Consider the following 25,365-nt stretch of genomic DNA (forward strand, 5'->3'; position numbering starts at 1 on the left):
GGCTCCCTGGATCAGCTCTTCGTCTTGGGCAGGCCGGGCGGGTTGATCTCCGACTTCTCCACCGCCTCGCCGCCGAGCCCCCAGCGCTTGAGGACCTTGCCGTACGAGCCGTCCCGCACGATGTGGTCGATCGCGGCGGCATACGCCTCGACCAGGCCGCTGTCCTTCTTCGTGGTGGCGGCGATCTTGCCCTGGAGGTCGCCGCCGGCGCCGGAGAGCTGGCCGATGATCTCGGACTGGCCCGCCGAGGCGACGTGGTAGGCGGCGGTGGGGCTCGGGCCGAGGTGGGCGTCGATGCGGCCGGACTGGAGGGCCAGGTAGTAGTCGGTGTCCTTCTGGAAGTACTTGATGTCCACCGGCTTGCGCCCGGCCTCGACGTTCTCCTCGCTCCACTCGACGAGGATCTTCTCCTGGTTGGTGCCGGAGGAGACCGAGATCGTCTTCCCGGCGACGTCGGCGGGGCCCTTCACCTTCCAGCCGGAGCCCTTCTGTGCCTCGAAGGCGATGTTGTCGAGCCGGTAGGTGGCGAAGTCGTACTTCTCCTTGCGCTCCTCGGTCACGGTGACGTTGGACAGGACGGCGTCGAACTTGGAGCTGTCCAGGCCGACGAAGAGGTTCTCCCAGGAGACCTCCTCGAACCGCGGCTCGAGGCCGAGGGTGTCGGCGACGAGGGTGGCGATGTCGATCTCGGAACCGATCCGGGTCTTGTCGTCGGTGGCATAGAAGCCGAGCGGCGGCGAGGCGTCCGCGCTGGCCCCGATCCTCAGCGTGCCGCGCTCGCGGATCGCCTCCGGTACGAGGTCGGCGGCGGCCGCCGCCTTCTTGCCCCTGATGCGGTCCTGGTCGGGCCCGATGTTGACCCCGGTGTCCTGGTGGCCCTTCGGGGCCGCCAGGTCGGTGGAGGGGTCGGAGGCGCCGCAGGCGGTGAGCAGACCGGTGGCGGTGAGCGTGGCGACGGCGAGAGTGATGCTGCGGCGGACGGACACGTGCGCACTCCTTGCGAGGGTCGGAATCATGAGGGCGGGTCAGAGAACCTTGGAGAGGAACGCGCGGGTGCGCTCCTGGGTCGGGCGGTCGAGCACGTCGCCGGGCGGGCCCTGTTCGACGATGCGGCCCTCGTCCATGAAGACGACGGTGTCGGCGACCTCGCGGGCGAAGCCGATCTCGTGGGTGACGACGATCATCGTGGTGCCGCCGTGGGCCAGGTCCTTGATGACGTCGAGGACCTCGCCGACGAGTTCGGGGTCGAGCGCGGAGGTCGGCTCGTCGAAGAGCAGCAGCCGGGGTTCCAGGGCCAGGGCGCGGGCGATGGCGACGCGCTGCTGCTGGCCGCCGGAGAGCTGTCCGGGGTAGGCCGTCGCCTTGTCGGAGAGGCCGACCCGGTCGAGCAGCTTCTCGGCTGCCGCCACGGCTTCCCTGCGGGGGCGGCGCAGCGCCGAGACCGGCGCCTCGATGATGTTCTCCAGCACGGTGAGGTGCGGGAAGAGATTGAAGTTCTGGAAGACGAAGCCGATCTTGGTGCGCTGGCGCAGCACCTCGCGTTCGCGCAGTTCGTAGAGCTTGTTGCCGTCCCTGCGGTAGCCGACCAGGGCGCCGTCCACGCTGATCCAGCCCTGGTCGACCTTCTCCAGGTGGTTGATGGTGCGCAGCAGGGTGGACTTGCCGGAGCCGGAGGGGCCGAGGATGACGGTCACCTCGCCGGGCCGGACCGACAGGTCGATCCCGCGCAGCACCTCCAGGGAGCCGAACTTCTTGTGCACGGAGCGGATCTCGACCATGGCATCGCTGGGTGCGCTCATCGCACGGCCCCCTTGGCGTAGTGACGTTCGACGTAGTACTGGAGGACGGAGAGCGCGGTGGTCAGCAGGATGTACCAGACGGTGGCGACCATCAGCAGGGGCACCACCCGGCCGTTGCGGCCGTAGACCACCTGCACCTGGTAGAAGAGCTCGCCGATCGCCATGACGGAGACGATCGAGGTGCCCTTGAACAGCGAGATGATCTCGTTGGCGGCGTTGGGCAGGATGGAGCGCATCGCCTGCGGGAGCACGATCCGCCGCAGCTGCCGGAACTTGGGGATGCCGAGCGCGGCCGCGGCTTCCAACTGGCCGCTTCCCACGGCCAGTACGCCGCCGCGCACGATCTCCGCCGCGTAGGCCGCCTGGTGCAGTGCGAGGCCGAGGACGGCGGCGCTCATCGCGCCGACCAGGTTCATCGTCTCGAAGGTGAAGAAGCCCGGCCCGAACGGGATGCCGAACTTCAACTCCTTGTAGAGATAGGCGAGGTTGAACCAGAACAGCAGCTGCACGATGAGCGGGATCGAGCGGAACGCCCAGATGTAGCCGTACGCGACGGTCCTCAGGAACACGCTCGCCGACAGCCGCATGAAGGCCAGCCCGATGCCGAGCGCGAAGCCGATCGCCGTGCCGTAGAAGGTCAGTTGGAGCGTGATCCAGACGGCCTTGAGGATCGTCGGCGCGGTGAAGAACTGCGCGAAGACGTCCCACTCCCAGCCGGGGTTGGTGATCAGCCCGTTGAGGAACTGGGCCAGCAGGATGGCTGTCGCGGCGATGGCGACCCACCGCCACGGGTGGCGTACGGGGACGACGGTCAGCTCGTCGGGGTCCGCGTCGGGGCCTGCCGCCTTCGCGGCGGGTGGGCCGACGGGCGGTTCGACGGGTGGATCGATGGGTGGGTCGATGGGTGGATCGCTGGTCAGCGACATGAGAGGAGTCCTTGGGCGCGGAAGCGGCGGTGGTGCGGGAAGGGGGGCGGGGCGGGGCCGGTCAGGAGGCGAGCCGGTCCCCCGGACATCCCCGACAGGAGAGGTCCCGCAGGAAGGCGAGCGCGGCGCGCGCGGCGGCGTCGTTCTGCCGGAAGGCCGGTCCGCCGGTACGGGGCCGGGTGAACGCGCCGCTGTTGCGGGCGGTGGTGAACGGGCCCAGCGCGAAGCGGCGCGGGTGCGGGCGGCCCTCGCGGTCCAGCACCCGGCTGTCGGCCGGGTCCACGGCGAGCAGACCGGTGTCGGTGACGGCGGCGCCGTCCTCGCGCAGGGCGCGCAGCAGGGGGCTCGCGGTGTGCCGGAGCGAGGGGTCGGGGAGACGGGCCTCGACCAGGGCGCGGGCCTCGGTGTGCGCGCCGGGGACCGTGGCGCTCCGGGCCCGGAAGACGCCGCGTTCCTCATCGGTCTCCACGGTGAGGTCGGCGCCGAGGAAGCGGACGACGCCGGCCCGGGAGAGGGCCAGGAGCTGGTGCAGGCGGGGGCCCGGCGGGCCGGAGGCCAGGTAGCTGAAGAACCCGTGCCACCACCCGCCGATGTCGCCGAGCCGGGTGAGCTGGGCGTAGGCGGAGAGCAGCCCGAGGAAGACCGCGAGATCCTCGCTGTGCTCCGGGTCGTGACGCCGGGTCAGGTCGGCGGTGACGTGGTCGCGCAGGGCCTCCTGGAGGGCCTCGGGCGAGTCGTGGCGGATGCCGTCCAGAGGCCGGTCGAGGGCGTCGAGGTCGAGCCGGTCGGCGGGGTCGGGCACGGCCTCGGCGATCAGGCCGGCCAGTTCGGGACTGCCCGGGTCGGCGGCGGCGTACTTCTCGGCGAAGACCTCGTGGGCCAGGGCGGTGCGCTCGGGGTGGACGGTGAACAGCCGGTGGTAGTGGGCGTGGCCCAGCTCCTTGGCGACCGTCGGCCAGACATCGCGCCGGAAGTCGAGCGGCCCAGGCCGGCTCAGCAGCTCATCGGCCCACGCCCGGTCCAGATGCCGCGGCAGCGGCGGGCGTTCGCCGGTCCAGCCGTAGCCGATCTTCGCGTGGTAGGGGACGCCTCGCCGCGATCCGACATGCAGCACGGGTTCTCGGCCGGAGGGCAGGTAGACCCCGTTCTCGTGGCGCCCGCCGCGCCCTTCGGTGAGCAGCGCCATCAGGTCGATGAAGGCGAGCCCGAAGCCCCGGACGATGACCGGCTCCCCGGGGCGCAGGGCGTCGAGGTCGCTGTCGGCGGTGAAGTCGGGCGGCAGATGCACCAGTCCGTTGCGCCGGGCGAAGCCGCCCAGCTGCTCCTGCTCGGGTTCCTCCTCGGCGTCGAGATGGCCCACGGTCAGCACGACGAGGTCCGCGAGCAGCGGTTCGGCGCGGTCCTGGAGCCGGACGCGCTGGCGGCCGCCGCGCGGTCCGGTGACGGTGAGGGCGGTGGTGCGGTGCTCGTGCACGGTGATGCCGGGCGGCAGGGCGGCCAGGGCCCGCTCGTAGGCCCAGCGCAGATAGGCGCTCTGGAGGCGCCGGGTGGGAAAGTCCGCTCCGGCGAGGCCGCGTATCTCGGCCAGGACGGCGGGGTCGGCGTCCGGGACGACGCGGCCGGTGCGGACGTCCTCGGCCCAGGCGTCCAGGGCCGGGCCCGCCACGACGGGCCCGTCCAGCTCCACCGTCTCGTCGGTGAACACGGTGACGTCCTCGGCCATGGAGTTCATCCACAGCAGCGGCGACTGGTCCGGCCGCCAGATCCGGCCGCCGCCCGCCGGGTAGGGGTCGACCAGGTGGATGTCCAGGGGCGTGTCCGCGTACAGCTCACCGGCGTTGGCGGCGATGCGCTCGATGACTCCGGCGCCGCGGGGGCCGCCGCCGATCACCACGATGCTGGGTGCGGGGTTCATCGCGCGCCCGCCGTGCCACGGGCGTAGTACCGCTCCACATAGCGCTGGCCGATGCTCAGCAGCGTGGTGACGAGCGCGTACCAGACGGTGGCGACGAGCAGCAGCGGGATGACCTGGTAGGTGCGGTGGTAGACGAGCTGGACGGAGTAGAGCAGGTCCTGCACGGCGATGATGCTGACGATGGAGGTGCCCTTGAGGGTGCCGATCAGCATGTTCCCGGCCGGCGGCACGATGGAGCGCATCGCCTGCGGCAGCACGATGCGCCGGAACCGCCGCCAGGGTCCCAGGCCCAGGGACTGGGCGGCCTCCACCTGTCCGCGCTCCACGGAGAGGATCCCGCCGCGCACCACCTCGGCGGCGTACGCGGCCTCGTGCAGGGTCAGTCCGATGACGGCGATGGTGACCGGGCCGAGGAGGCTGACCGTGGAGACGCCGAGGATCTGCGGGTACAGGGCGCCGATGTTGAACCAGAACAACAGCTGGACCAGGATCGGGGTGGACCGGAACAGCCAGACGTATCCCCAGCCGACCGCCTGGAGAACGGGGTTGCCGGAGAGGCGCAGCACGGCGAGCAGGGCTCCCAGCACGAAGCCGAGCGCCACGACCACCGCGGTGAGCCACAGGGTGAGCCAGAGTCCGCGCAGGACGGGGACGGTGGCGAAGTAGGAGAGCACGACGTCCCACTGGAAGGCGTCGTTGCGCAGGACGGAGTTCAGCGCCAGCCCGAGCAGCACGAGGACGGCGACAGCCGCTGCCCAGCGGCCTGTTCGGCGTACCGGGACGATGCGCGGCACCACGTCGGCAGCGTCCTTGACGAGCGACGGGGAGGAGGAGGGGGGCAGCGAGACGGTCTGCGGGGGCATGGGGGAGCTCCGTGGATGCTCAGATCGAACACGGGGCGTGCCTTCACACCGGAAACCACACGTGGGCCGGGCCCCTCAGCGCCGGTCCGTCTTCGAGATAAGCGGCGTGCACGGGGCGTTGTCAAGCCTGTCCACACTGTGAGCCGTACATCTCACCTTGGTTGACGCGCACTCGGATGCCTGCTCCACTTGGCCCATGCATCCGCAGCAGTGGCTGGTCACCCGCTCCCACATCGACTTCGGTCGCGTGTGGTCGTCTTCCTGTTGAGCTGACTCCCCGCTGTCCGGATTTTCCCGCTCACGCCCCTTCTTCCGGCGTTCGAGCCCCGTTCCTCGCGTGACTTCACCTTCACCGCACCGCGTTGCCCTCCCCTCGCACCGCTGAACGCTCTCGCTGTCCCCCCGTGCCGCCGTGGCCCGGGGGCGGTCGGCGCACCCTGACGAACCCGGAGAAGCACAGCCATGTCCCGATCCCGACATACCGCCCTGTTCGCCCTGATCACCGTGGCCGCACTGACGCTCACCGCCTGCGCCGAGCCGACCGACGCGGCGGGCGGCGGATCCGGCCGGGGGGCCGCCGAGGAAAAGACCCCGACGACGGACGTGGTGTCGAAGGTGCGCAAGGACGAGGCCGCGGCGAAGCTGCTGCCCGCCGGGGTCCGCGAGGCCGGCACCCTGCGGATCGGCGCCTCCGTCGGCGCCCCGCCCGGGGCCTTCTACGAGGAGGACGGCTCCACGCCGGCCGGTGCGGACATCGACTTCGCGGACGCCGCCGCCCGGGTGCTGGGGCTGGAGCTGAAGCGCGAGGTGGCGTCCTTCGAGGCGATCCTGCCGGCGCTCGGCAGCGGGAAGTACGACCTGGGCACGGGGAACTTCGGCGTCACCGACGCACGCCGCGAGACGATCGACTTCGTGACGTACATCAACGACGGGCAGGGCTTCGCGGTCCGCGAGGACAGCAAGCTGAAGAAGGTCACCGACCTCACCCAGCTGTGCGGGCTGGACGTGGCCACCGGGGCGGGCACCACCTTCGAGGTGACGCTCCAGGACCAGCTGCCCCGGTGCGCGGAGGCGGGCAGGAAGCCCTACAGGGTGAAGACCTACTCCGATCAGGCGGCGGTCTGGATCTCGCTCCAGCAGAACCGCAGCGATGTGGTGATGTCCACCATCAACGGGCTGCGCTACGCGGTGAGCCAACAGCAGGGGCTGCGCTTCCTCAACGAGTTCAAGCGGCTGGACGTGGGCTTCGCCTTCAAGAAGGGCAGCCCGCTGACCCCCGCCTTCCAGGCCGCGGTCAACCGGCTCAAGGAGGACGGGACCTACGACCGCATCCTGAAGAAGTGGGGCACCTCCGCCTCCGCGATCGAGACGTCCGAGATCTCGCCCCCCGAGCTGAAGTGATCTGACGCCGGCTCAGCAGTCGCAGCCGCAGGAGTCTCCGCAACAGCAGCAGCCCTCGCCGCACTGGCCGCAGCAGTCACAGGCCTCGCAGCAGCCTTCGCACTCGCACTGGCGGCACAGGCCATCGCGCCGCTCGCGGCTCCAGGGGTCCTCGAAGCTCCCGCAGCACATCTGGCAGGTGCAGGCGAGCCCGGCCCACACCAGGCACCCGGCGATCAGCCCGCGCCGGTCGCGCGGCGGCCGCGGCGGAGGCGGGGCGGCCGGGCCGCCGGGCGGCGGACCGTAGGGATGGCCGGGCGCCGGGCCGTACGGGTTTCCCGGCGGCGGCCCGAAGGACGCGTCGGGCACCAGCAGCCCCTGGCCGTTCCCGTGCGAGCAGGAGGTGGTGCCGAACGCCCGGTCGACCGAGCGCCGCAGCTCGTGGGCGAGCAGGACATGGACGAGCTTGCCGTCGGTGAACTCCACCTCGCGCAGCGCGAGCCGTACGCCGTGCAGGGCGTCGTCGCAGAGCCGGCGCGCCTCGGAGAGCGGGGTGCCGGTGGCGGTGAGCGGGTTCCAGGCGCCCGACGCGGCGTCGGCTTCCCGGTCCTCGACGGCGTCCAGCAGATGCGCGAGCCGGCCGAAGAGCCGGCCCGCCTCGGCGAGCGGCGCGGCGTTCTGCGGCTTCCCGGCGAGTACGGCGGTGTGCGCGAAGGCGGCGGCGGTGGCCGTCTCGGTGGGTTCGGTGACCGTCAGCAGCGGAGTGCCGAGCCCGGCGAGCGTCTCGATCCCGGTCTGCCGGTCGACCGCGTCGACCAGGAGGGCCGTGTCGAAGCCGAGGGCCGCCCCGGTCCGCGCGCCCGCCCGGTCCCACCCGGCGGCGACCCGGCGCGCGGCGGCGGCGACCGGGCGGCGGGCCAACAGGCCGTCCCGGTCGGCGACGTGGTCGCGGACCTTGGCCGAGGCGAGGACGAGCGACACGGCGGCGGCGAGCCTGGCCCCCTCGCCCTTGGCGACCGGCGCGGTGCGCATGGCGCGCAGCGGGCAGGGGCCCGCGGTGCGCCGCCCCTCGGGCGTGCGGCCCGCCTGAGCCTCCGTCAGGACCGAGACGATCAGACCGTCATAGTTCGTGACGATACGGGCGAACTGTCCGTGATCCGCCCTCAGGGCCAGGCAGAGACCGCAGAGATGGGCCATCCACTCGACCCGGAGGCCTTCGGAGAGCCGATGGGTGCAGGGCCTGACGATTCCGAACACGACGATCCCCCGGGAGCCGTTCAACCGGTGCGCGACGCTCGTGCACCGGAGCGTCGTGCATCGTATCGAGTGACCCGTTCACCCGTACGTCCCCCTGGTCACCCGTACGGCCCGGAGCATCATATTTTCCTTCTGCAAGCCGCCTTATGCAGGAGGAACCCTGACGAACCGCCACATCTTCTGCACCAGTACCGTCACGAATCACCTGCGCGCCGACTATCCCCTTGGCGCGGTATCCGCATCATGGACGACCATAGGGATACGAAAGAGATGCGGAACGCCAAGGAACCGCGGTGAGAGGAGGCGTCCATGGGATCGGTGCGCAAGGCGAGTGCCTGGCTGGGCCTCGTAGAGGACAACGACGAGCGGTACTACGACGACGAGTACGCCGAGGGTGCGGAGACCGGCACGGGCAACCAGGCCTGGGTCACCGACCCGCGGGTGCAGGTGGCCGCGGAGGTGGCCGAGGAGCGGGACCGCCGGATCGCGACGGTGACCCCGGACAGCTTCCGGGACGCCCGTGCCATCGGCGAGCTGTTCCGGGACGGCGTCCCGGTGATCGTCAATCTCACGGCCATGGACTCCGCCGACGCCAAGCGCGTGGTGGACTTCGCCGCCGGGCTGATCTTCGGTCTGCGCGGCTCGATCGACCGGGTGGCCACCCGGGTCTTCCTGCTGTCCCCCGCCGACACCCAGGTGGTGGCGGGCGAAGCCGCCGGCCGCAAGGCCGACGGCTTCTTCAACCAGAGCTGAGCAGGGCGCTCGCCGGAAAGATCCGGTCAGCGTCTCCGGTCGGCGCGCCCCTTCGGACGCGTCGTGGTCACCGGAAGGCGTCGAGACCGGTGAGCGCCTTGCCCAGGACCAACTGGTGCATCTCCACGGTTCCCTCGTAGGTGAGCACCGACTCCAGATTCGTGGCGTGCCGCATCACCGGGTACTCCAGCGAGATCCCATTGGCCCCGAGGATCGTGCGCGAGGTGCGGCAGATCTCGATCGCCTCCCGCACGTTGTTGAGCTTGCCGAAACTCACCTGCTCCGGCCGGAGCCTGCCCGCGTCCATCCGGCGGCCCAGGTGGTGGGCGAGCAGGATGCCCTTGTGCAGCTCCAGGGCCATGTCCGCCAGCTTGGCCTGGGTGAGCTGGAAGCCGCCGATCGGCCGGCCGAACTGTTCCCGGCTCCTCGCGTAGTCGAGGGCCGACTCGAAGCTGGCCCGCGCCGCGCCCATGGCGCCCCAGACGATGCCGTAGCGCGCGTGGCCCAGGCAGCTGAGCGGGCCGCGCAGCCCCTTCGCCTCCGGGAGCACCGCGTCGGCCGGCAGCCGCACCTCGTCCATGACCAGCTCGCTGGTGACCGAGGCGCGCAGCGACCACTTGTGCCGGATCTCCGGGGCGGCGAAGCCGGGGGCGTCGGTGGGCACGACGAACCCCCGGATGCCCCGGCCGTCCTCGCCGTCGTCGGTCTGCGCCCAGACCACGGCGACCCCGGCGACCGAGCCGTTGGTGATCCACATCTTGCGGCCGGTGAGGATCCAGTCCTCGCCGTCGCGCTTGGCGTACGTCCGCATCCCGGCCGGGTCGGAGCCGTGGTCGGGCTCGGTCAGGCCGAAGCAGCCGATGATCTCTCCGGCGGCCATGCCGGGCAGCCATCGCCGCTTCTGTTCCTCGGAGCCGAAGCGGTGGATCGCGTACATGGCGAGCGACCCCTGTACGGAGACGAGCGAGCGGATCCCGGAGTCGGCGGCCTCCAGCTCCAGGCAGGCGAGCCCGTACTGGACGGCGCTCGCCCCGGCACAGCCGTAGCCGTCCAGCGACATGCCGAGCGCGCCCAGTGCGCCGAGCTCGCGGGCCAGCTCCCGGATTCCGGGCAGCTCGCCCTGCTCGTACCACTCGGCGATGTGCGGCAGGACGCGGTCGGTGGCCCAGGTGCGGACGGTGTCGCGGATCGCGAGGTCGTCGGGGCCGAGCAGGTCGTCGATGCCGAGGGGATCCGACGCGTCGAACGGCGGGAGCTTCGACGGCTTCGCGGACTCGGTGCTGGACATGAGGGTGCCTCCGGCGGCTCGCACGGTGCTCGGAGGGACCGGGAGACGCCCGCCCTCCGAAAACTAGCAGTGGTAGTCAGGGCGTCGTGCTGACGTTACGGCTCAGTGTGCCGCTCGTCCAGAGCCGGTCGCCTCGGCCGGCTCGCGCCGCGCGGGCAGGATCGGGCGCGGGGCTGGGCGGTCCCGTCCGGCCGGCCGGACCGCTTCGGCCGCCCGGTATCCGGGGGCCGTGGACTCGGAGGGCCGGGACTCGGCGGGCCGGGGTGCGGCCGCGTCGGCCTCGCCCCGGCGGCAGGGCTCCTTCGGCGGACAGTCCATGACCTTCGGCAGCCGCAGGGCGGCCAGCGCCCCGAGCAGCAGCAGCCCCGCGCTGACGAAGAGCGTGACGTGGAGTCCGCCGACGAAGGCGTGCCGGGCCGTGGAGCGCAGCAGGTCGCCCATCGGACCGCCGAGCTGCGCGGCCACCTGATAGGCCTCGCCCAGCGAGTGGGAGGCCTCCGCCCCGGCGTGGGCGGGGACGCCCTGCTCGCGCAGACCGGCGAGGCCGGGGGCGTAGGCGGCGTTCATGACACTGCCCAGCAGGGCGATGCCCAGGCCCGCGCCCAGTTGGTAGGAGGTCTCGCCGATCGCCGCCGCGCCGCCCGCCCGCTCCGGCGGGGCGTCGCTGAGCATCGACTCGTACGCCCCGAAGAGCGTCGTCTGCAGCCCGAAGCCGAGCAGGACGAACGCGGCGGTCAGCAGGCCGGGCCGGTCATGCTGGCCCATCGAGGTGAGCAGCAGCACCGAGGCGGCGGTGAGGACGAAGCCCCAGCCCACCATCCGGCGGGGGCCCACGCGGCGCAGGGTGTACGAGCCGGTGGCGCCCGCGGCCATCGCGGCGAAGGTCAGCGGCAGCAGCCGCAGGCCGGTCTCCAGCGGGCTCAGCCCCAGCACCAGCTGGAGGTACTGGACGGCGATCAGCTGGAGGCCGACCAGCGCCAGCATGGCGAGCACGATGCAGCCGACGGCGGTGGAGAAGGCCGGGCGGGCGAACATCGAGATATCGATCAGCGGATGCCGGCGGCGCTTCTGCCGGCGCACGAAGAGGATCAGGAGCACGAGCCCGAGCGCCAGGGGGCCCAGCGAGAGCGGGTCCAGGAGTCCCGCGCCGCCGCCCAGGCGCTTGACGCCGAGGACGACGCCGAGCACTCCCGCCACGGCGGTCAGCGCGCCCAGCACGTCCCACGGGCCGTCGTCGCCGCCGCGCGACTCGGGAAGCAGCCAGCGGGCCAGCGGCAGGATCACGATCATCAGCGGGATGTTGATCAGGAAGACCGAGCCCCACCAGAAGTGCTCGACGAGGAAGCCGCCGATGACCGGCCCGGTGGCGGCGCCCACGGCGGCGACCGCGGTCCACACGCCGATGGCGAGCGCCCGCTCCCGGCGGTCGGGGAAGACCTGGCGCAGGATCGACAGGGTGGCGGGCATGATCATCGCGCCGCCGACGCCGAGGAGCGCGCGGGCCGCGATCAGGACGGCGGGGGTGTCGGCCGTCGCGGCGAGCGCGGAGGCGATGCCGAACAGCGCGTAGCCGAGGAGCAGCACCCGCCGTCTGCCGATCCGGTCACCCAGCGTGCCGAAGAGGATGAGCAGGGAGGCGCAGACGAGGGGGTAGGCGTCGACGATCCACAGCAGGGCGGTGCCGCTGGGACGCAGATCCTCGGTGACCGACGGAACGGCGACGTGGAGCACGGTCGCGTCCAGTGCGACGACCAGAAGACTGAGGCAGAGGACCACGAGGACGACCCAGCGGTTGGCGTCGTCGGCGGCTTTGCGCAGCCGGCCCCCGGCCGTGGTCGTCCCGGACATCTAGGTACCTCCCGATGAGTCCCTCGCGCTCGGCGGACCGGCGGTGACGTGGAGTGCGCGTCCCTCGGGCCCGGCATCGACGGGCGAGTGAGCCGTCAGCGTACGCGAGTTCGGTGTGGTCACACGTGGTCCACGTCATACCCCGGTCCGCCGCACAGTGTGGCGTACGCCATGCCGGGCCGGATCGGGGGCTCCCGCCCGAGGGGCGCCGGAGCCCGTCGCGGCGGGGCCGCGGGCGGGCCGCGCGGACCGCGGCGCGACGGCGCGCGCCTCCCCCGAATGGCGGGATCAATTGCGGCGGATTCCGGTCCGCCTCCTTTTCCGAGAGATCAAACACGCTTACGAACGGAACCGTCCGGCAATTGGGCGCAAGATCACAGCGATTGTTCTGCGCACCCGAAAAGACGCCGTTCCGAGACAAAGTCCACATCACATCGTCATCACAAAGCGGCCGGATTGGCCTGCTCACACACTCACTCGCTGTAACGTCGATTGGGTGCGTACCGACATCTTTGCCCGGCTGGACCGGGAGCCGGAACCGCCGAAGATAGAGGCACCGCGGATGAGTCGTCACCGCATCGCCCTCTTCGGCGGGACGTTGGCGTTCTATCTCGCCATCGTCTGGGCGGTGCTGATCACGTCCTGGCTGGTGGCCCTGGACTGGAAGGTCATGCTGTTCCGGCCCTACCAGCAGTGGCCCGAACTGCACGCCTTCCTCGACTACTACGTCGTGCTCGGCCAGCGCGGCCCCACAGCGGTGATGGTCGCCTGTTGGCTGGGCTGGCGCTCCTGGCGTCAGCACACGCTCCGGCCGCTGCTGGTCCTCGGGACCTCCCTGCTGCTGCTCAATGTCACGGTGGGCGCGGTCAAGCTGGGGCTCGGGCGGCTGGGCCCGCACTACGCGACCCAGATCGGCTCGGCCGAGATGTTCGCCGGCGGCGATATATTTCCTTCCGGGCACACCGCGAACGCCGTCGTGACCTGGGGAATCCTCGCCTATCTGGCCACCACGCCGCGCGCCAGGCGCTATCTGTCGGCGGTGTCCGCGACGGTCTCGCTGGGCGTCGGCCTCACCACCGTGTACATCGGTACGCACTGGCTCAGCGACGTCGTGCTGGGCTGGGCGGCCGGGCTGCTCATCCTGCTGGCGCTGCCCTGGTTCGAGCCGCTGATCGCCCGGACCGAGACCTGGATCTTCGCGATGCGCGAGCGGTGGCGGGAGCGTCGCGGCGGCGCCCGTCCGGCGCCCGTGACCGGAGCCGGTCCGCAGCCGGTGCTGTTGCCGCAGGCGATGGCCACCGAGGCTCTCGCGGCCGAGTCCGTGACGGCCCCGGCCGAGCCGGTGCTCCCCGCGGGTCATCCGGTGGCGGGCGCCAGGGCGCGGGCCCACGGCGGCCACCCCGCACGTCCGGGCGGCATGCCGGTCGCCCCGGCGGGCGTCCGCCGCCCGCCGCCGCACACGGAGCGGGGCCCGCGCGGCGCGGGCAGCCCGGCCCGCCCGATGACCGGCGGCTGACACCGCTCCGCCGGGACGGTCCGCACCGCCTCGATCCCGTACGCCGAAGGCCCCGACCACGGTCGGGGCCTTCGGCTGTCGGGGGCCGGCGCGGCGCCGGGTCAGCCCACCCAGCAGCGCGTCACGGTGTCGTCCTCCACCTGGAAGTTGATGCGGCCGTGGCGGAACTCCATGGTCAGGAACGTGCCCGGGGGGACGGCCCGGACCGCGTCCCAGCCGCGGCTTCTGGCCTGCCGCTCGGCGGTGTCGGCGGCGAGGCCGACGTACGACTCGGCGGCGTCGTCCGGCTGTGCTGGAGGGGTCGGTAGAGATGCCATGCCTTCACCGTAGGCGGCCCCGGACCGTGACGGAAGGCCGGGCCGGAAGGGCTTCCCCCTGCATCTCCACATGCCGTGCCGGTCACGCTTGTGTCACAGGATCCCCACACGCGTATACGCGGTCCTATTCACCCGAACGGACCGGCCGGAAGCATCATCACGCAATAACGGGAGCTCCTGTTCACCGGTGCGCGGGAGGCGCCGGCGGCCTTCCGGAATCATGGGGGTGACCTGCTTCTTTTCCATCGGCGGGGGGAGCGTCGTCGAATGGCGGGGACACCCGGATTTCCCGTCCCCTTAAACCGGCCTTTCCTTTCCGCACGCTTCTCGTACCTCTCCCCTCTCCCCTCACGCGTCGAGCGCACGCGTGAGCCGGTCCCGTGCCTCCCGCATCACCTCGGTGAGCTCGGGAGGCTCGACGACCTCGAAATCGATCCCCATCATCAGCACATGGACCACCAGCACGGTGAGGTCCGGCGCGCCCGTGGTCAGCCGGCAGGTGTCCGCGTCCACGGCCTCCAGCACCCCGGCGGACGGCGACACCCGCCGGGCCGCCTCCGCCAGCGGGGCCTTCAGCAGGATCACGGCTCGGGCCGCGTAGGCGGAGACCGCGACGCCCTGTGAGACGTACGCCGCCAGATCCTCCGCGGGAGGGGTGCGCGGGGCGAACCGGGGGCCGTGCGGCGGGGTCGGGGTGATCCGGTCGACCCGGAAGGTGCGCCAGTCGGCCCGGTCCAGGTCCCAGGCCACCAGATACCAGCGGCGCTCGGTGCAGACGAGACGGTGCGGTTCGACCGTACGGTGCGACGCTTTCCCGCCGTGGGTCCGGTAGGAGAACCGGAGCCCCTCGGCGTCCCGGCAGGCGGCGGCCAGGTCGGTGAGCACGCCGGGGTCGACCGCGGAGGCGTCCGGGCCGCGCAGCATCGGCACGGTGAACGCGCCCAGCGCGCTCACCCGCCGGCGCAGCCGGTTCGGCAGCACCTGTTCGAGCTTGGCCAGCGCGCGTACGGAGGTCTCGCCGATGCCCTCGATGCCGTGTCCGGCGGCCGTGCGCAGGCCCACGGCGACCGCGACGGCCTCGTCGTCGTCCAGCAGCAGCGGCGGCAGCTCGGCCCCCGCCCCGAGCTGGTAGCCGCCGCCGGTGCCACGGCTGGCGTTCACCGGGTAGCCGAGCTCACGCAGCTTGTCGACGTCCCGGCGCACGGTGCGCGGGGTGACGCCGAGCCGGCCGGCCAGATCGGCGCCGGACCAGTCCCGGTGGGCCTGAAGCAGCGAGAGCAGACGCAGCAGTCGTGCCGAGGTCTCCAACATGCGCACGAGTCTGACAGGGGATGCGGACAGCCCCCGTCCGTAACCCCGGTCCCTCAGCGGGCCGCCGGTCCCGGCTCCAGGCGGAGGCAGAGGTCGTTGTCGGCGGTGTAACAGGGAGTGGCGAGCACTCCGGGGGCCGCCGGGACGCTCGGGTAGACGAAGGACTTGTGGCGCGACCAGACGTCGTCGAGTATCCGGGAGATCCTGACCCCGGCCGCGCCCTCCGCCGGGACCAGCCACAGCTGCCAGAGCTGTGCCTCGGGCATCGGCCCGGCGGCCGGCGGGGCGTAGGGCAGGGTGAGGACGAAGCCGCCGGACGGCCCGTCGGCGGAGGTGAGCGGGAAGCGGTGCGTCCGGGCCGGGTCGCCCGGCAGCCGTGCTTCGACGGCGGCCCCCTCCCCCACGGCCACGCCGTACAGCACGCCCTGGACCGTCATGCCGGACGGGCCGGCGACGACCGCTCCCGCCTCGGCGTGCGGGGCGCGGACCCAGCAGCGCAGGGCGAGCCGGCCGTCGGCGGTCGGGTAGGGGACCCGGGCGCTGACGCTCGCGACCCCGGTGTCCGGGCTGCGGTCGACGAGGGCCCGCAGGTCCCGCAGTCCCGGCTCCACGGTCCGGGCGGTCTCGGAGCCCGGCTCCTCGACATAGGCGTCCCAGCGTCCCTCGGGCAGTTCGGTGGAGGACGGGAGCACCGCCCGCAGCCGGCCGGGACCGGACCTGCTGAGCGGGATCCGCACCGTGCCGCCGGGCCTGCCGCCCGCCGCGCCCCGGCGCCGCAGGAGCAGCACGGACGCGGCGGCGGGGGCCGGGGCGGTGAGGTCGAAGGTGAGCGTCCCGGCCGGATCGGCGGCGCAGTCGGCCCGTACGGCGGTGGGGCTCATCAGGGCCTCCCCTTGCGGAGCACGTCGGCGGCCTTGTAGCGCAGGGCGTAGGCCCCGTCGAGAACGCTGCCCCGGGTGCGGTGCAGCGCGGTGCGCAGGGCGCTGTGCCCGCCCCCCTGGGCGCCGCGGGCGGCGAGTTCGGTGAAGAGGCTCTCGTGGCGCTCGGCGATCCGCGCCGGGTCGAAGCGGGCCGAGGCGCTCAGCGCGGCCCCGCCCATCCGGTGGCGCAGCGCGTCGTCCTCGATCAGCTGGAGCAACGCGGCGGCGATCGCGTCCGGGTCGCCCACCGGCACCAGACGCCCGTCGACGCCGTCCTCGACGATCTCGGCGGGCCCGTGCGGGCAGTCGGTGGCGACGACCGGCAGACCGCCGCGCATCGCCTCCACGATCGTCATGCCGAAGGACTCGCGGTCCGAAGTGACGGCGGCGATGGACCCCTTGGGCCACTCGGCCTCCATCGGGTTGGCCGAGCCCATCAGGAACACGTGGTTGTGCAGGCCGAGTTCGTCGATGAGGGTGCGCAGCGCCGCCTGTTCGTCGCCGGTGGCGTCCCCGCCACCGTAGATGCGCAGCCGCCAGTCCGGGCGGGCCGCGGACACCTGGGCGAAGGCCCGCACCAACAGGTCGTAGCGCTTGACCCGGTGCAGCCGGCCCGCCGCGACGACCCACTTCAGGTCGCCGCCCGCGGGCGGACAGGCGGGTTCGGGAACGGCGTTGGGGATGGCCTCGATCCGCACGCCCGGCAGCTTCAGCCGGCCGCGGTAGTCGTCGGCGTCGGCCCGCGTGACGGTGGTGAGCGCGTCGAGCAGCGTGTACCGGTGGGCGATCTCGCGGCGCAGCCGGTAGCTGTGGCTGTCGAGCGTCAGGTGCTCCTGCCCGACGCGCACCGGTCCGCGGCGGGTCTGGCGGCTGAGGTGCACGTTGAGGCCGGGGCGGGTGCCGACGACGACGTCCGCCGCGGTCCCCTGGAGATGGGCGGCGATCCGGGCGTCGGTGAGCCTGCTGTACTGCTTGTGCCTGCTGTCCCCGCGCGGGAACACGACCGCGGGCCGGGCGTGTTCGGCCGCACCGCCGTCGTAGGTCGCGCTCTTCTTCCGCAGGTCGACGAGGTGGCGCAGCGTCACGCCCTCGGGCGCGCCGAGGACCGGGGCGTCGCGGTGCCGGAAGACGGAGACGATCTCGACGTCGTGCTGCTCGGCGAGCGTACGGGCGAGCGTGAACGTCGTCCGGATGGTTCCTCCGATTCCATAGGCATTGTGCAGAAGAAAAGAAATATGCATGGTGTCGCCGTATCCCCCTGTCGACCTGACCTGTCAGGACTGTACTTCGAGGCGGTTTTCCGCCCGGAATACACCGGGAATCCCGGAGCGTTCGCGAAATCACGCACAGGATCCCCGTTCCGCCGCCGGAACCACCACTGACCTGCGGGTTCCGGAATCCGTGAATCCGTATGGCCGTGGGGCCCGGAAGTGACGGGACCGCACCCGCGGGCCGGCGGCGCGGTAAATCGGTCGACTACCCGCCATCCCTTCGCCAACGCTTTCCTCCGAGCTTGACGTAGGGCGGCGCCGATCGGTTGCCCGGCTCCGGGTAAAAAGATTTCGGGCGGGTGCGGCGGGCCGTGCATCGACTCCTCGACGTACCGATGTGTCGACCTGTGCCGCACTTCCGTCCGCCCCGGTGCGTGACCCCGGCCACGGATCCCGCGTTGTCTCTTCATGAGCCGGGAACCACCCGGCCCACGCACCGAGTTCGAGGAGCCCCCGTGCCGCGCATGCTCGACGTCAGTCAGGACGTACGCGCCGAGATCGGCGACGACGAAGCCGACCGGCTGCTCGTCGGCGACAACGCCCCGGGCAGTTACGACTGCACCTCCTGCCGCACCCCCGGCGACTCCGACCAGGAGCGCACCAGCACGGTGCTGTTCATCGGCGACGAGACCGCCGTCCTCGCGTTCGCCCACGCGACGTGCATCCCCTCACAGGTCGTCAAGGTCGCGGAGGACCAGCTCCAGGGCGCGGTGCGCAGCATCACCGGCAGCGAGCAGAAGACTACGGAGGGGCTCATGCCCGAACAGGCCGTCCTCGGCATCACCAGCGGACTCGTCCTCATCGAGGACGATCTCCGCCCGGCCCTGGTCGTCGAACCGACCGGCCCGGTCGCCCGGCCCGGCACCGACGGCAGCGGGGGCGACGAGTTCCTCCAGCTGCTGCTGGAGCAGGGCTTTCGCCCCGCCCCCGACATGAACCGGCTGCCGGAGGTCCTTCCGGGGTGGTCCGTGCTGCTGGCGGTGGGCCAGCTGCACGCCGTGCTCCAGCCGAGCGCCGGCGGCGGCAACCCGGTCGCCTGGTGGCAGGCCCACCAGCCGCTCCAGGTGACCGACGGCTGGCGGGCCGCGGTCAACAAGTCGCAGACGGTCCTCGTCTTCGCCGCCCCGGCCGGCACCATCGGTCAGCAGCCGCGCGAGGACCTGCTCCGGGACGCTCTGGAGAAGGCCGCCGTCAACGGGCTCCTGGTCGCCGCGTCGATGCCGCTGGCCGGGACCTGATCATGTCCGCCCAGCTCGGACACCCCCGCCGAACAGCGATTTCTCCGGCGGGGCCGCATCCGACGGGCGGTGAGGTCGTTGGCACCTACGTGCACTCATACGACTCCTCCCGCCAGCATCAGAGTCAGATCCCTGCCATGCGTCCTTCGCAGGATCCGTCGGGGGGCGTGTCCCCCACCCCGATCTACGACGCGCTGTACTCCGAGTACCGGCGCTCGTTCCGGGCGTTGCCGGGCGACCGGAGCGGCGAGGAGAATCTCGACTTCCCGGCCTTCGGCGCGGGGTTCTTCGCTTCCCGGGCCCCGCTGAGCGGCCACCCCGCCCCCTCCGGGCACAGCGGGCACAGCGGGCTGGGCGGCCAGAGCGGGAGCGGCGGGCAGAGCCAGCACACCGGGAGCCTCGGCTCCTGGCAGCGGGTGGGGCGGCACGCGGGGCGGCCCCGGCCCGCGGCGCTGCCACCGGGGTCGCGGGACTCCTGAGCCGTACGACGAAGCCCCGGACCACGCGCGCGACAGGCGAGCGGTCCGGGGCTTCGTCGTACCCGGGGCTACGCGCCCCGGCCGGTGCTACTTGTTGCGGCCGCGCTTCTCGCGGACCCGGACGGAGATGTGGATCGGGGTGCCCTCGAACCCGAACTCCTCGCGCAGCCGGCGCTCGACGAAGCGGCGGTAGCCGTGCTCCAGGAAGCCGGAGGCGAAGAGCACGAAGCGCGGGGGCTTGGTGCCCGCCTGGGTGCCGAAGAGGATGCGCGGCTGCTTGCCGCCGCGGATCGGGTGCGGGTGGGAGGCGACGATCTCACCGAGGAAGGCGTTGAGCCGGCCGGTGGGGACGCGGGTCTCCCAGCCCTCGATCGCGGTCTCGATCGCCGGGACCAGCTTCTCCATGTGCCGGCCGGTGAGGGCCGAGACGTTGACGCGCGGGGCCCAGGCGATCTGCGCGAGCTCCGTCTCGATCTCGCGCTCCAGGTAGTAGCGGCGCTCCTCGTCGAGGGTGTCCCACTTGTTGAAGGCGACGACGATGGCCCGCCCGGCGTCCACGGCCATGGTGATGATGCGCTGGTCCTGGACGCTGATGGACTCGCTGGAGTCGATCAGGATGACGGCCACCTCGGCCTTCTCCACGGCGGCGGCCGTACGCAGCGAGGCGTAGTAGTCCGCGCCCTCCTGGAGGTGCACGCGGCGGCGGATGCCGGCCGTGTCGATGAACTTCCAGGTGATGCCGCCGAGCTTGATCAGCTCGTCGACCGGGTCGCGGGTGGTGCCGGCCTGCTCGTTGACGACGACCCGGTCCTCGCCCGCGACCTTGTTCAGCAGGGAGGACTTGCCGACGTTCGGGCGGCCGATCAGAGCGATCCGGCGGGGGCCGCCGAGGGCGGTGCCGAACTTCTGGGCCGGGGCGTCCGGCAGGGCCTCCAGGACGGCGTCCAGCATGTCGCCGGTGCCGCGGCCGTGCAGCGAGGAGACCGGGTAGGGCTCGCCGAGGCCGAGCGACCACAGGGCGCTGGCGTCCGCCTCGCCGCTCTGGCCGTCGACCTTGTTGGCGCACAGGACGACGGGCTTGCCGGCCCGGCGCAGCAGCTTGACGACGGCCTCGTCGGTGTCGGTGGCGCCGACGGTCGAGTCGACGACGAAGACGACCGCGTCGGCCGTCTCGATGGCGTACTCGGCCTGGGCGGCGACGGAGGCGTCGAGGCCCAGCACGTCCTGCTCCCAGCCGCCGGTGTCGACGACCTTGAAGCGACGTCCGGCCCACTCGGCCTCGTAGCTGACGCGGTCGCGGGTGACGCCGGGCTTGTCCTGGACGACGGCCTCGCGGCGGCCGATGATCCGGTTCACCAGGGTCGACTTGCCGACGTTGGGGCGGCCGACGACGGCGAGCACGGGGAGCGGGCCGTGGCCGGCCTCGTCGAGGGCGCCCTCGACCTCCTCGGGATCGAAGCCTTCCTGCGCGGCGAGCTCCATGAACTCCGCGAACTCGGCATCGCCAAGTGCTCCGTGCTCGTGGCCCGAGCCGTCGGAGTGAATCTGGTCGTTCATGAAGTCCGTTCCTCTTTGCATCATCATCGATGGACCGCGATCAGCGCGGTCCACTACTCAAGTCTCGCCTATCGCCCGGTGAGGCGCTTGGCACTTTCCAGGTGGGCTGTCAGCTTCGCCTGGATCCGCAGGGTCGCCTCGTCCAGCGCCTTGCGCGTGCGCCGCCCGTCGCCCGCGCTCGCGTCGAACGCGTCGCCGAAGACGACGTCGACCCGGCTGCGCAGCGGGGGCAGCCCCTTTATCAACCGTCCGCGGCGCTCGGTGCTTCCCAGGACGGCCACGGGGACGATGGGCGCCCCGCCCCGTACCGCGAAGTACGCGAGTCCGGCCCGCAGTGAGGCGAAGTCTCCTTCGCCCCGGGTGCCCTCGGGGAAGATCCCGAGGACGCCGCCGTCCTCCAGCACGCCGAGCGCGTGGGTGATGGCGGTGCGGTCGACGACCCGGCGGTCCACCTCGATCTGTCCGATTCCGTGCAGGAACGGGTCGAGGGGGCCGACGAACGCCTCTTTCTTGATCAGGAAGTGCACCGGCCGGGGCGCGGTGCCCATCAGCATCGGTCCGTCGATGTTGTGGGAGTGGTTCACCGCGAGTATGACGGGTCCGGCGGCGGGCACGCGCCACGCGCCGAGGACCCTGGGCCTGAACAGCCCGTACATCAGGCCGATGCCGATGGACCGCCCGACGGCCGCTCCGCGCAGCGTGGGCGCGCCTGTGGCATCGCTCACGCGGCGACCCGCTTCCCCTCGACGAGGGTGACGACGCACTCGATGACCTGCTGGAGGGTCAGCTCGGTGGTGTCCACCTCGACGGCGTCGTTCGCCTTGGCGAGCGGGGACGTCTTGCGGCCGGAGTCGGCGGCGTCCCGCTTGATCAGGGCGTCCCGGGTGGCGGTCAGGTCGGAGCCCTTGACCTCGCCGCTGCGGCGGGCGGCGCGGGCCTCCGGGGAGGCGGTGAGGAAGATCTTGAGATCGGCGTCGGGCAGCACGGTGGTGCCGATGTCCCGGCCCTCGACGACGATGCCGCCGGTCGCCGCCGCGGCGATGGAGCGCTGGAGCGCGGTGATGAGCGTGCGCACCTCGGGGACCGCGCTGACGGCGCTGACCTTGGAGGTGACCTCCTGGGTGCGGATCGGGCCGGAGGCGTCCTCGCCGTCGACGGTGATCGTCGGGGCGGCGGGATCGGTGCCGGAGACGATCACGGGCTTGGCGGCGGCGGTGGCGATCTCGTCCGGGGAGCTCACGTCGATGCCGTTGTTCAGCATCCACCAGGTGATGGCCCGGTACTGCGCGCCCGTGTCCAGGTAGCTCAGGCCGAGCTTGGCGGCGACGGCCTTGGAGGTGCTCGACTTGCCGGTGCCCGAGGGCCCGTCGATGGCGACGATCACGGAGGGGCGTGCGGTTTCCACGGTGGTGGACACCTTCCTGGTACACGGGGCGGGGACGGACGGGCCACGGGACGGCCTCGTACCAGGTTACCGAGTGCCGGGCGGGCCCTTGTACCCCGTACGGGGAGGCCGGACACCCGGGCGGGGGTGGCCGGGCTCTCCCGTCGTGTGCGCGGGGTCAGCCGCGGATCGACCAGCCGCGTTCCTGGAGGGCCACGCCGAGGACCGGGGCGGCGCTGGGCTCGACCATGATCTGGACCAGGCCCGCCTGCTGGCCGGTGGCGTGCTCGATGCGGACGTCCTCGATGTTGACCCCGGCCCGGCCGGCGTCGGCGAAGATCGCGGCCAGCTCACCCGGCTTGTCGCCGATGAGGACGGCCACGGTCTCGTAGGCGGCGGGGGCGGCCCCGTGCTTGCCGGGGACCCGGACGCGGCCCGCGTTGCCGCGGCGCAGGACGTCCTCGATGGCGTCGGTGCCCGCGCGCCGCTTCTCCTCGTCGGCGGAGTGCAGGCCGCGCAGCGCGGTCACGGTCTCCTCCAGGTCGGCGGCGACCCCGGCGAGGACGTCGGCGACCGGGCCGGGGTTGGCGGAGAGGATCTCCACCCACATCCGGGGGTCGGATGCGGCGATCCGGGTGACGTCGCGGATGCCCTGTCCGCACAGCCGTACGGCGGTCTCGTCGGCCTCCTCCAGGCGCGCGGCGACCATCGAGGAGATCAGCTGCGGGGTGTGCGAGACGAGGGCGACGGCCCGGTCGTGGGCGTCGGCGTCCATGACGACGGGAACGGCCCGGCACAGGGCGACCAGCTCCAGCGCGAGGTTGAGCACCTCGGTGTCGGTGTCCCGGGTCGGGGTGAGGACCCAGGGGCGGCCCTCGAAGAGATCGGCGGTGGCGGCGAGCGGACCGGAGCGCTCCTTGCCGGCCATCGGATGCGTGCCGATGTAGGAGGTGAGGTCCAGGCCGAGCGCCTCCAGCTCGCGGCGCGGACCGCCCTTGACGCTGGCGACGTCGAGGTAGCCGCGGGCCGCCCCGTCGCGCAGGGCCCCGGCGAGGACGGAGGCGGTGAGCGCGGGCGGCACGGCGACGATCGCCAGGTCGACGCGGCCCTCCGGCGCCTCGTCCGTACCGGCGCCGAGCGCGGCGGCGGTGCGGGCGGAGGCGGGGTCGTGGTCGACGAGGTGCACGTGGACGCCGCGGCCGGCCAGCGCGAGGGCGGCGGAGGTGCCGACGAGCCCGGTACCGATGACGAGGGCAGTTCTCACTGGGCGATGTCCTTGCGCAGGGCGGCGGTGGCGCCGAGGTAGACGTGGCTGATCTCGGCGCGCGGGAGGTAGGTCTCGACGTGCACGAGGATACGGACGACCCGGGGCATGGCCCCGTCGATGTCCAGTTCCTGGGCACAGATCAGGGGTACGTCGACGATCCCGAGGCCGCGGGCGGCGGCGGCCGGGAAGTCGCTGCGCAGGTCGGGGGTGGCGGTGAACCAGATGCTGATCAGGTCGTCGGCGACGAGCTCGTTGCGTTCCAGGACGGTTGTCAGCAGCTCACCGACCCGCTGGTCCATGTGCCCGGCCTCGTCCCGGTCCAGCTGGACGGCGCCCCGGACCGCTCGTACCGCCACGTCGTACTCCCTCGCTGCTCGTCCGCGTCCGCGTCGCCGGCCCGGCGCTCGGTGGCGCGGCCGGCTGCTCGCCTCAGCCTAGATCGGCCGCGGCGGACCTGATCGCGGTGTTCCGTCCGTGAGACGGGCGGTGGCGTGCACGGCCAGGAGCATCCGCCAGATCCGGGCGGCGAGCAGGTCGGGGGCGGCTGCGGTCCGCCCGTGCACCCAGTCGGCGAGGACTCCGGTGAAGAGCCCGGCGACGGCGCTCGCGGTGATGAGGTCCTGGCCGGGGTCTCCCGGGCGGCGGGCGCGCAGCTCGTCGAGGCTGCGCTGCCGGAGCTCGGCGTGCAGCAGTTCGCCGAGCGGCCCGCCGCCGCCCTCCCGCAGCAGGCTGCGGTAGACGGGCGCGCGGGCCCCGATCTCCGCGAGCAGGGCGCCGAGCGGGGCCGGTGGATCGTGCGGTCCCGGGGGCGCACCGTCCCAGGCGTGCAGGGCCTCGACCGCCCGGGTGACGATCTCGGCGCAGGCGTCCACGGCGAGAGCGTGCAGGTCGTCGTAGTGGAGGTAGAACGTGGCCCGGCCGATCCCGGCCCCCCGGACCACCTGCGAGACGCTGACCCGGTCGAGCGGCCGCTCCTCGCAGGCGGCGAGCAGGGCGGCGCGGAGTCTGGCCCGGGTACGCGCGGTGCGCGGGTCGCCGCTGCCGTCCGTGACCGCGGGGACCACCGGCCTCAGCCCGCGACGAGGACGAGGGCGAGCGCGAGCGCGGCGGGCCCGGCCTGGACGAAGAGGATCTTCCGGCTCACGGTGATCGCTCCGTAGACACCGGCGACGATCAGGCAGACGAGGAAGAAGATCTGCGTCTGGTGGGAGACGGGATCGCTCGCGAAGAGGCTCCAGATCAGTCCGGCGGCCATGAAGCCGTTGTAGAGGCCCTGGTTGGCGGCGAGCGTGGCGCTCTCCCGGGAGAAGGCGGCGGTCGTGCCGAAGGCCTTGCGGCCGCGTTCGGTGTCCCAGAGAAACATCTCCAGGACCAGGAAGTAGAGATGGATGACCGCGACGAGCGCCACCAGAACCTGAGCTGCGACATGCATGACGAAGGGCCTCCTGGTCGATTTCCTGGACAACTGTACAGGAAATCGAGGGGAAGTGCCCCCTTCCGCCACCCGGGCGGGCGCACGGTCCGCCCGGTTGCTTCGCCCGGAGGCCCACCGCCGCGACGATGGCCTGCATTCGCCGCTCCACCCCTGCCACACGAAGGAGAGCCCATGAACGCACGGCGAAGGACGGTGCTGGCCGCGGGTGCGGCGAGTGCCGCCGCCCTGGCCACCGGCTGCGGATCGTCCGGCGGAGGCGGTGAGGGGGAAGGGGACGCGAGCGGCGCCCCGACCGCGTCGGACGGAGCCTCGCCGGACGCCTCGGCCGGCGTGGAGCTGGCCAGGACCGGGGACATCCCGGTCGGCGGCGGCACCGTCTTCAAGGAGCGCAAGGTGGTGGTGACCCAGCCGGAGGAGGGCCGGTTCAGGGCGTTCTCCGCCGTCTGCACCCATGCGAGCTGTCTCGTCTCGACGGTGCGCGACGGCACCATCGACTGCCCCTGCCACGGCAGCAGGTTCAGCATCACGGACGCGGCGGTCGAGACGGGCCCGGCGACCCGGCCGCTGCCGCCCGAGCGGATCAGCGTCTCAGGGGGAGTGATCAGGCTGGCCTGAGACCTGGACCAGGACCGTGGCCGGCC

Annotated in this window: 25 protein-coding genes; 6 read left to right on the top strand and 19 right to left on the bottom strand. The window is 72.4% G+C overall.

All coding sequences use genetic code 11. The features are described 5' to 3' along the window. Window positions 1-11: 11 nt before the first annotated feature. From ACH4UK_RS25385 to ACH4UK_RS25405, 5 genes are all read right to left on the bottom strand, one after another. Window positions 12-986, bottom strand: coding sequence for an ABC transporter substrate-binding protein (locus tag ACH4UK_RS25385; protein ID WP_398359835.1), 975 nt, complete (start codon window positions 984-986; stop codon window positions 12-14). Between the two features lie 39 nt (window positions 987-1,025). Continuing rightward, a complete protein-coding gene (locus tag ACH4UK_RS25390; protein WP_398359951.1) occupies window positions 1,026-1,778 on the bottom strand; it encodes an amino acid ABC transporter ATP-binding protein in 753 nt (250 codons plus the stop codon). A gap of 17 nt (window positions 1,779-1,795) precedes the next feature. After that, window positions 1,796-2,725: an amino acid ABC transporter permease gene (locus ACH4UK_RS25395; RefSeq protein ID WP_398359837.1), complete on the bottom strand. Its 930-nt coding sequence runs from the start codon at window positions 2,723-2,725 to the stop codon at window positions 1,796-1,798. 61 nt (window positions 2,726-2,786) lie between these two features. Next, a complete protein-coding gene (locus tag ACH4UK_RS25400; RefSeq protein ID WP_398359839.1) occupies window positions 2,787-4,640 on the bottom strand; it encodes an FAD/NAD(P)-binding protein in 1,854 nt (617 codons plus the stop codon). Next, window positions 4,637-5,503 (bottom strand): amino acid ABC transporter permease, encoded by an 867-nt coding sequence (locus ACH4UK_RS25405; protein ID WP_398359841.1) that lies wholly within the window; start codon window positions 5,501-5,503, stop codon window positions 4,637-4,639. The genes ACH4UK_RS25400 and ACH4UK_RS25405 overlap by 4 nt, the downstream gene beginning before the upstream one ends. 462 nt (window positions 5,504-5,965) lie before the next feature. On the opposite strand from ACH4UK_RS25405, the gene ACH4UK_RS25410 reads away from it, so the two are divergent. After that, window positions 5,966-6,904 (top strand): ABC transporter substrate-binding protein, encoded by a 939-nt coding sequence (locus tag ACH4UK_RS25410; protein WP_398359843.1) that lies wholly within the window; start codon window positions 5,966-5,968, stop codon window positions 6,902-6,904. Window positions 6,905-6,916: 12 nt separating this feature from the next. On the opposite strand, the gene ACH4UK_RS25415 is transcribed toward ACH4UK_RS25410, so the two are convergent. Beyond that, a complete protein-coding gene (locus tag ACH4UK_RS25415; protein ID WP_398359844.1) occupies window positions 6,917-8,140 on the bottom strand; it encodes a DUF5685 family protein in 1,224 nt (407 codons plus the stop codon). 309 nt (window positions 8,141-8,449) lie between these two features. Between ACH4UK_RS25415 and ACH4UK_RS25420 the strand changes: the two genes are divergently transcribed. Next, window positions 8,450-8,893 (top strand): cell division protein SepF, encoded by a 444-nt coding sequence (locus ACH4UK_RS25420; protein ID WP_398359846.1) that lies wholly within the window; start codon window positions 8,450-8,452, stop codon window positions 8,891-8,893. A gap of 67 nt (window positions 8,894-8,960) precedes the next feature. Here ACH4UK_RS25420 and ACH4UK_RS25425 read toward each other — a convergent pair whose 3' ends face one another. After that, entirely contained in the window at window positions 8,961-10,181 is a 1,221-nt protein-coding gene (locus ACH4UK_RS25425; protein WP_398359848.1) for an acyl-CoA dehydrogenase family protein, read from the bottom strand. A 102-nt stretch (window positions 10,182-10,283) separates the two neighbouring features. Next, window positions 10,284-12,029: an MFS transporter gene (locus ACH4UK_RS25430; protein ID WP_398359849.1), complete on the bottom strand. Its 1,746-nt coding sequence runs from the start codon at window positions 12,027-12,029 to the stop codon at window positions 10,284-10,286. A 496-nt stretch (window positions 12,030-12,525) separates the two neighbouring features. Here ACH4UK_RS25430 and ACH4UK_RS25435 point away from each other — a divergent pair, with 496 nt between their 5' ends. After that, window positions 12,526-13,545 carry a phosphatase PAP2 family protein gene (locus ACH4UK_RS25435; protein WP_398359850.1) on the top strand — a complete coding sequence of 340 codons (1,020 nt, stop codon included), beginning with the start codon at window positions 12,526-12,528 and terminating at the stop codon, window positions 13,543-13,545. 101 nt (window positions 13,546-13,646) lie between these two features. Here the strand turns inward: ACH4UK_RS25435 and ACH4UK_RS25440 are convergent, their stop codons facing one another. The 4 genes from ACH4UK_RS25440 to ACH4UK_RS25455 form a co-directional block, all read right to left on the bottom strand. Beyond that, window positions 13,647-13,862 carry an I78 family peptidase inhibitor gene (locus ACH4UK_RS25440; protein ID WP_398359852.1) on the bottom strand — a complete coding sequence of 72 codons (216 nt, stop codon included), beginning with the start codon at window positions 13,860-13,862 and terminating at the stop codon, window positions 13,647-13,649. 348 nt (window positions 13,863-14,210) lie between these two features. Next, on the bottom strand, window positions 14,211-15,173 hold the full coding sequence (locus ACH4UK_RS25445; protein ID WP_398359854.1) for a helix-turn-helix transcriptional regulator: 963 nt from the start codon (window positions 15,171-15,173) through the stop codon (window positions 14,211-14,213). A gap of 53 nt (window positions 15,174-15,226) precedes the next feature. Next, window positions 15,227-16,054 carry a transferase gene (locus ACH4UK_RS25450; RefSeq protein ID WP_398359855.1) on the bottom strand — a complete coding sequence of 276 codons (828 nt, stop codon included), beginning with the start codon at window positions 16,052-16,054 and terminating at the stop codon, window positions 15,227-15,229. Continuing rightward, entirely contained in the window at window positions 16,054-17,334 is a 1,281-nt protein-coding gene (locus ACH4UK_RS25455; protein ID WP_398359857.1) for a glycosyltransferase family 4 protein, read from the bottom strand. Before ACH4UK_RS25455 ends, ACH4UK_RS25450 begins: the two co-directional genes overlap by 1 nt. A 485-nt stretch (window positions 17,335-17,819) precedes the next feature. Here ACH4UK_RS25455 and ACH4UK_RS25460 point away from each other — a divergent pair, with 485 nt between their 5' ends. Both ACH4UK_RS25460 and ACH4UK_RS25465 read left to right on the top strand, forming a co-directional pair. Next, window positions 17,820-18,602: a hypothetical protein gene (locus ACH4UK_RS25460; RefSeq protein ID WP_398359858.1), complete on the top strand. Its 783-nt coding sequence runs from the start codon at window positions 17,820-17,822 to the stop codon at window positions 18,600-18,602. A 137-nt stretch (window positions 18,603-18,739) separates the two neighbouring features. Beyond that, window positions 18,740-19,081: a hypothetical protein gene (locus ACH4UK_RS25465; RefSeq protein WP_398359860.1), complete on the top strand. Its 342-nt coding sequence runs from the start codon at window positions 18,740-18,742 to the stop codon at window positions 19,079-19,081. Between the two features lie 87 nt (window positions 19,082-19,168). Here ACH4UK_RS25465 and der read toward each other — a convergent pair whose 3' ends face one another. From der to ACH4UK_RS25500, 7 genes are all read right to left on the bottom strand, one after another. Then, the gene (gene der, locus ACH4UK_RS25470; protein ID WP_398359862.1) at window positions 19,169-20,638 is read right to left on the bottom strand and encodes a ribosome biogenesis GTPase Der; all 1,470 of its coding nucleotides are present in this window, start codon (window positions 20,636-20,638) and stop codon (window positions 19,169-19,171) included. A 68-nt stretch (window positions 20,639-20,706) separates the two neighbouring features. Next, window positions 20,707-21,363, bottom strand: a complete 657-nt coding sequence (locus ACH4UK_RS25475) for a lysophospholipid acyltransferase family protein (RefSeq protein WP_398359864.1) — start codon at window positions 21,361-21,363, stop codon at window positions 20,707-20,709. After that, entirely contained in the window at window positions 21,360-22,055 is a 696-nt protein-coding gene (gene cmk, locus ACH4UK_RS25480; RefSeq protein WP_398359866.1) for a (d)CMP kinase, read from the bottom strand. Before cmk ends, ACH4UK_RS25475 begins: the two co-directional genes overlap by 4 nt. A 145-nt stretch (window positions 22,056-22,200) precedes the next feature. Then, window positions 22,201-23,286: a prephenate dehydrogenase gene (locus ACH4UK_RS25485; protein ID WP_398359868.1), complete on the bottom strand. Its 1,086-nt coding sequence runs from the start codon at window positions 23,284-23,286 to the stop codon at window positions 22,201-22,203. Continuing rightward, window positions 23,283-23,645: a chorismate mutase gene (gene aroH, locus ACH4UK_RS25490; protein WP_398359869.1), complete on the bottom strand. Its 363-nt coding sequence runs from the start codon at window positions 23,643-23,645 to the stop codon at window positions 23,283-23,285. The genes ACH4UK_RS25485 and aroH overlap by 4 nt, the downstream gene beginning before the upstream one ends. Window positions 23,646-23,723: 78 nt before the next feature. After that, the gene (locus ACH4UK_RS25495; RefSeq protein WP_398359871.1) at window positions 23,724-24,353 is read right to left on the bottom strand and encodes a TetR/AcrR family transcriptional regulator; all 630 of its coding nucleotides are present in this window, start codon (window positions 24,351-24,353) and stop codon (window positions 23,724-23,726) included. A 5-nt stretch (window positions 24,354-24,358) separates the two neighbouring features. Beyond that, on the bottom strand, window positions 24,359-24,721 hold the full coding sequence (locus tag ACH4UK_RS25500; protein ID WP_398359873.1) for a DUF1304 domain-containing protein: 363 nt from the start codon (window positions 24,719-24,721) through the stop codon (window positions 24,359-24,361). A gap of 174 nt (window positions 24,722-24,895) precedes the next feature. On the opposite strand from ACH4UK_RS25500, the gene ACH4UK_RS25505 reads away from it, so the two are divergent. Next, complete coding sequence (locus tag ACH4UK_RS25505; RefSeq protein WP_398359875.1) at window positions 24,896-25,339, top strand: Rieske (2Fe-2S) protein; 444 nt, start codon at window positions 24,896-24,898, stop codon at window positions 25,337-25,339. The last annotated feature ends 26 nt before the right edge of the window (window positions 25,340-25,365 follow it).

The sequence above is a fragment of the Streptomyces sp. NPDC020884 genome, assembly GCF_044333935.1.
Taxonomy (GTDB): Bacteria; Actinomycetota; Actinomycetes; order Streptomycetales; family Streptomycetaceae; genus Streptomyces.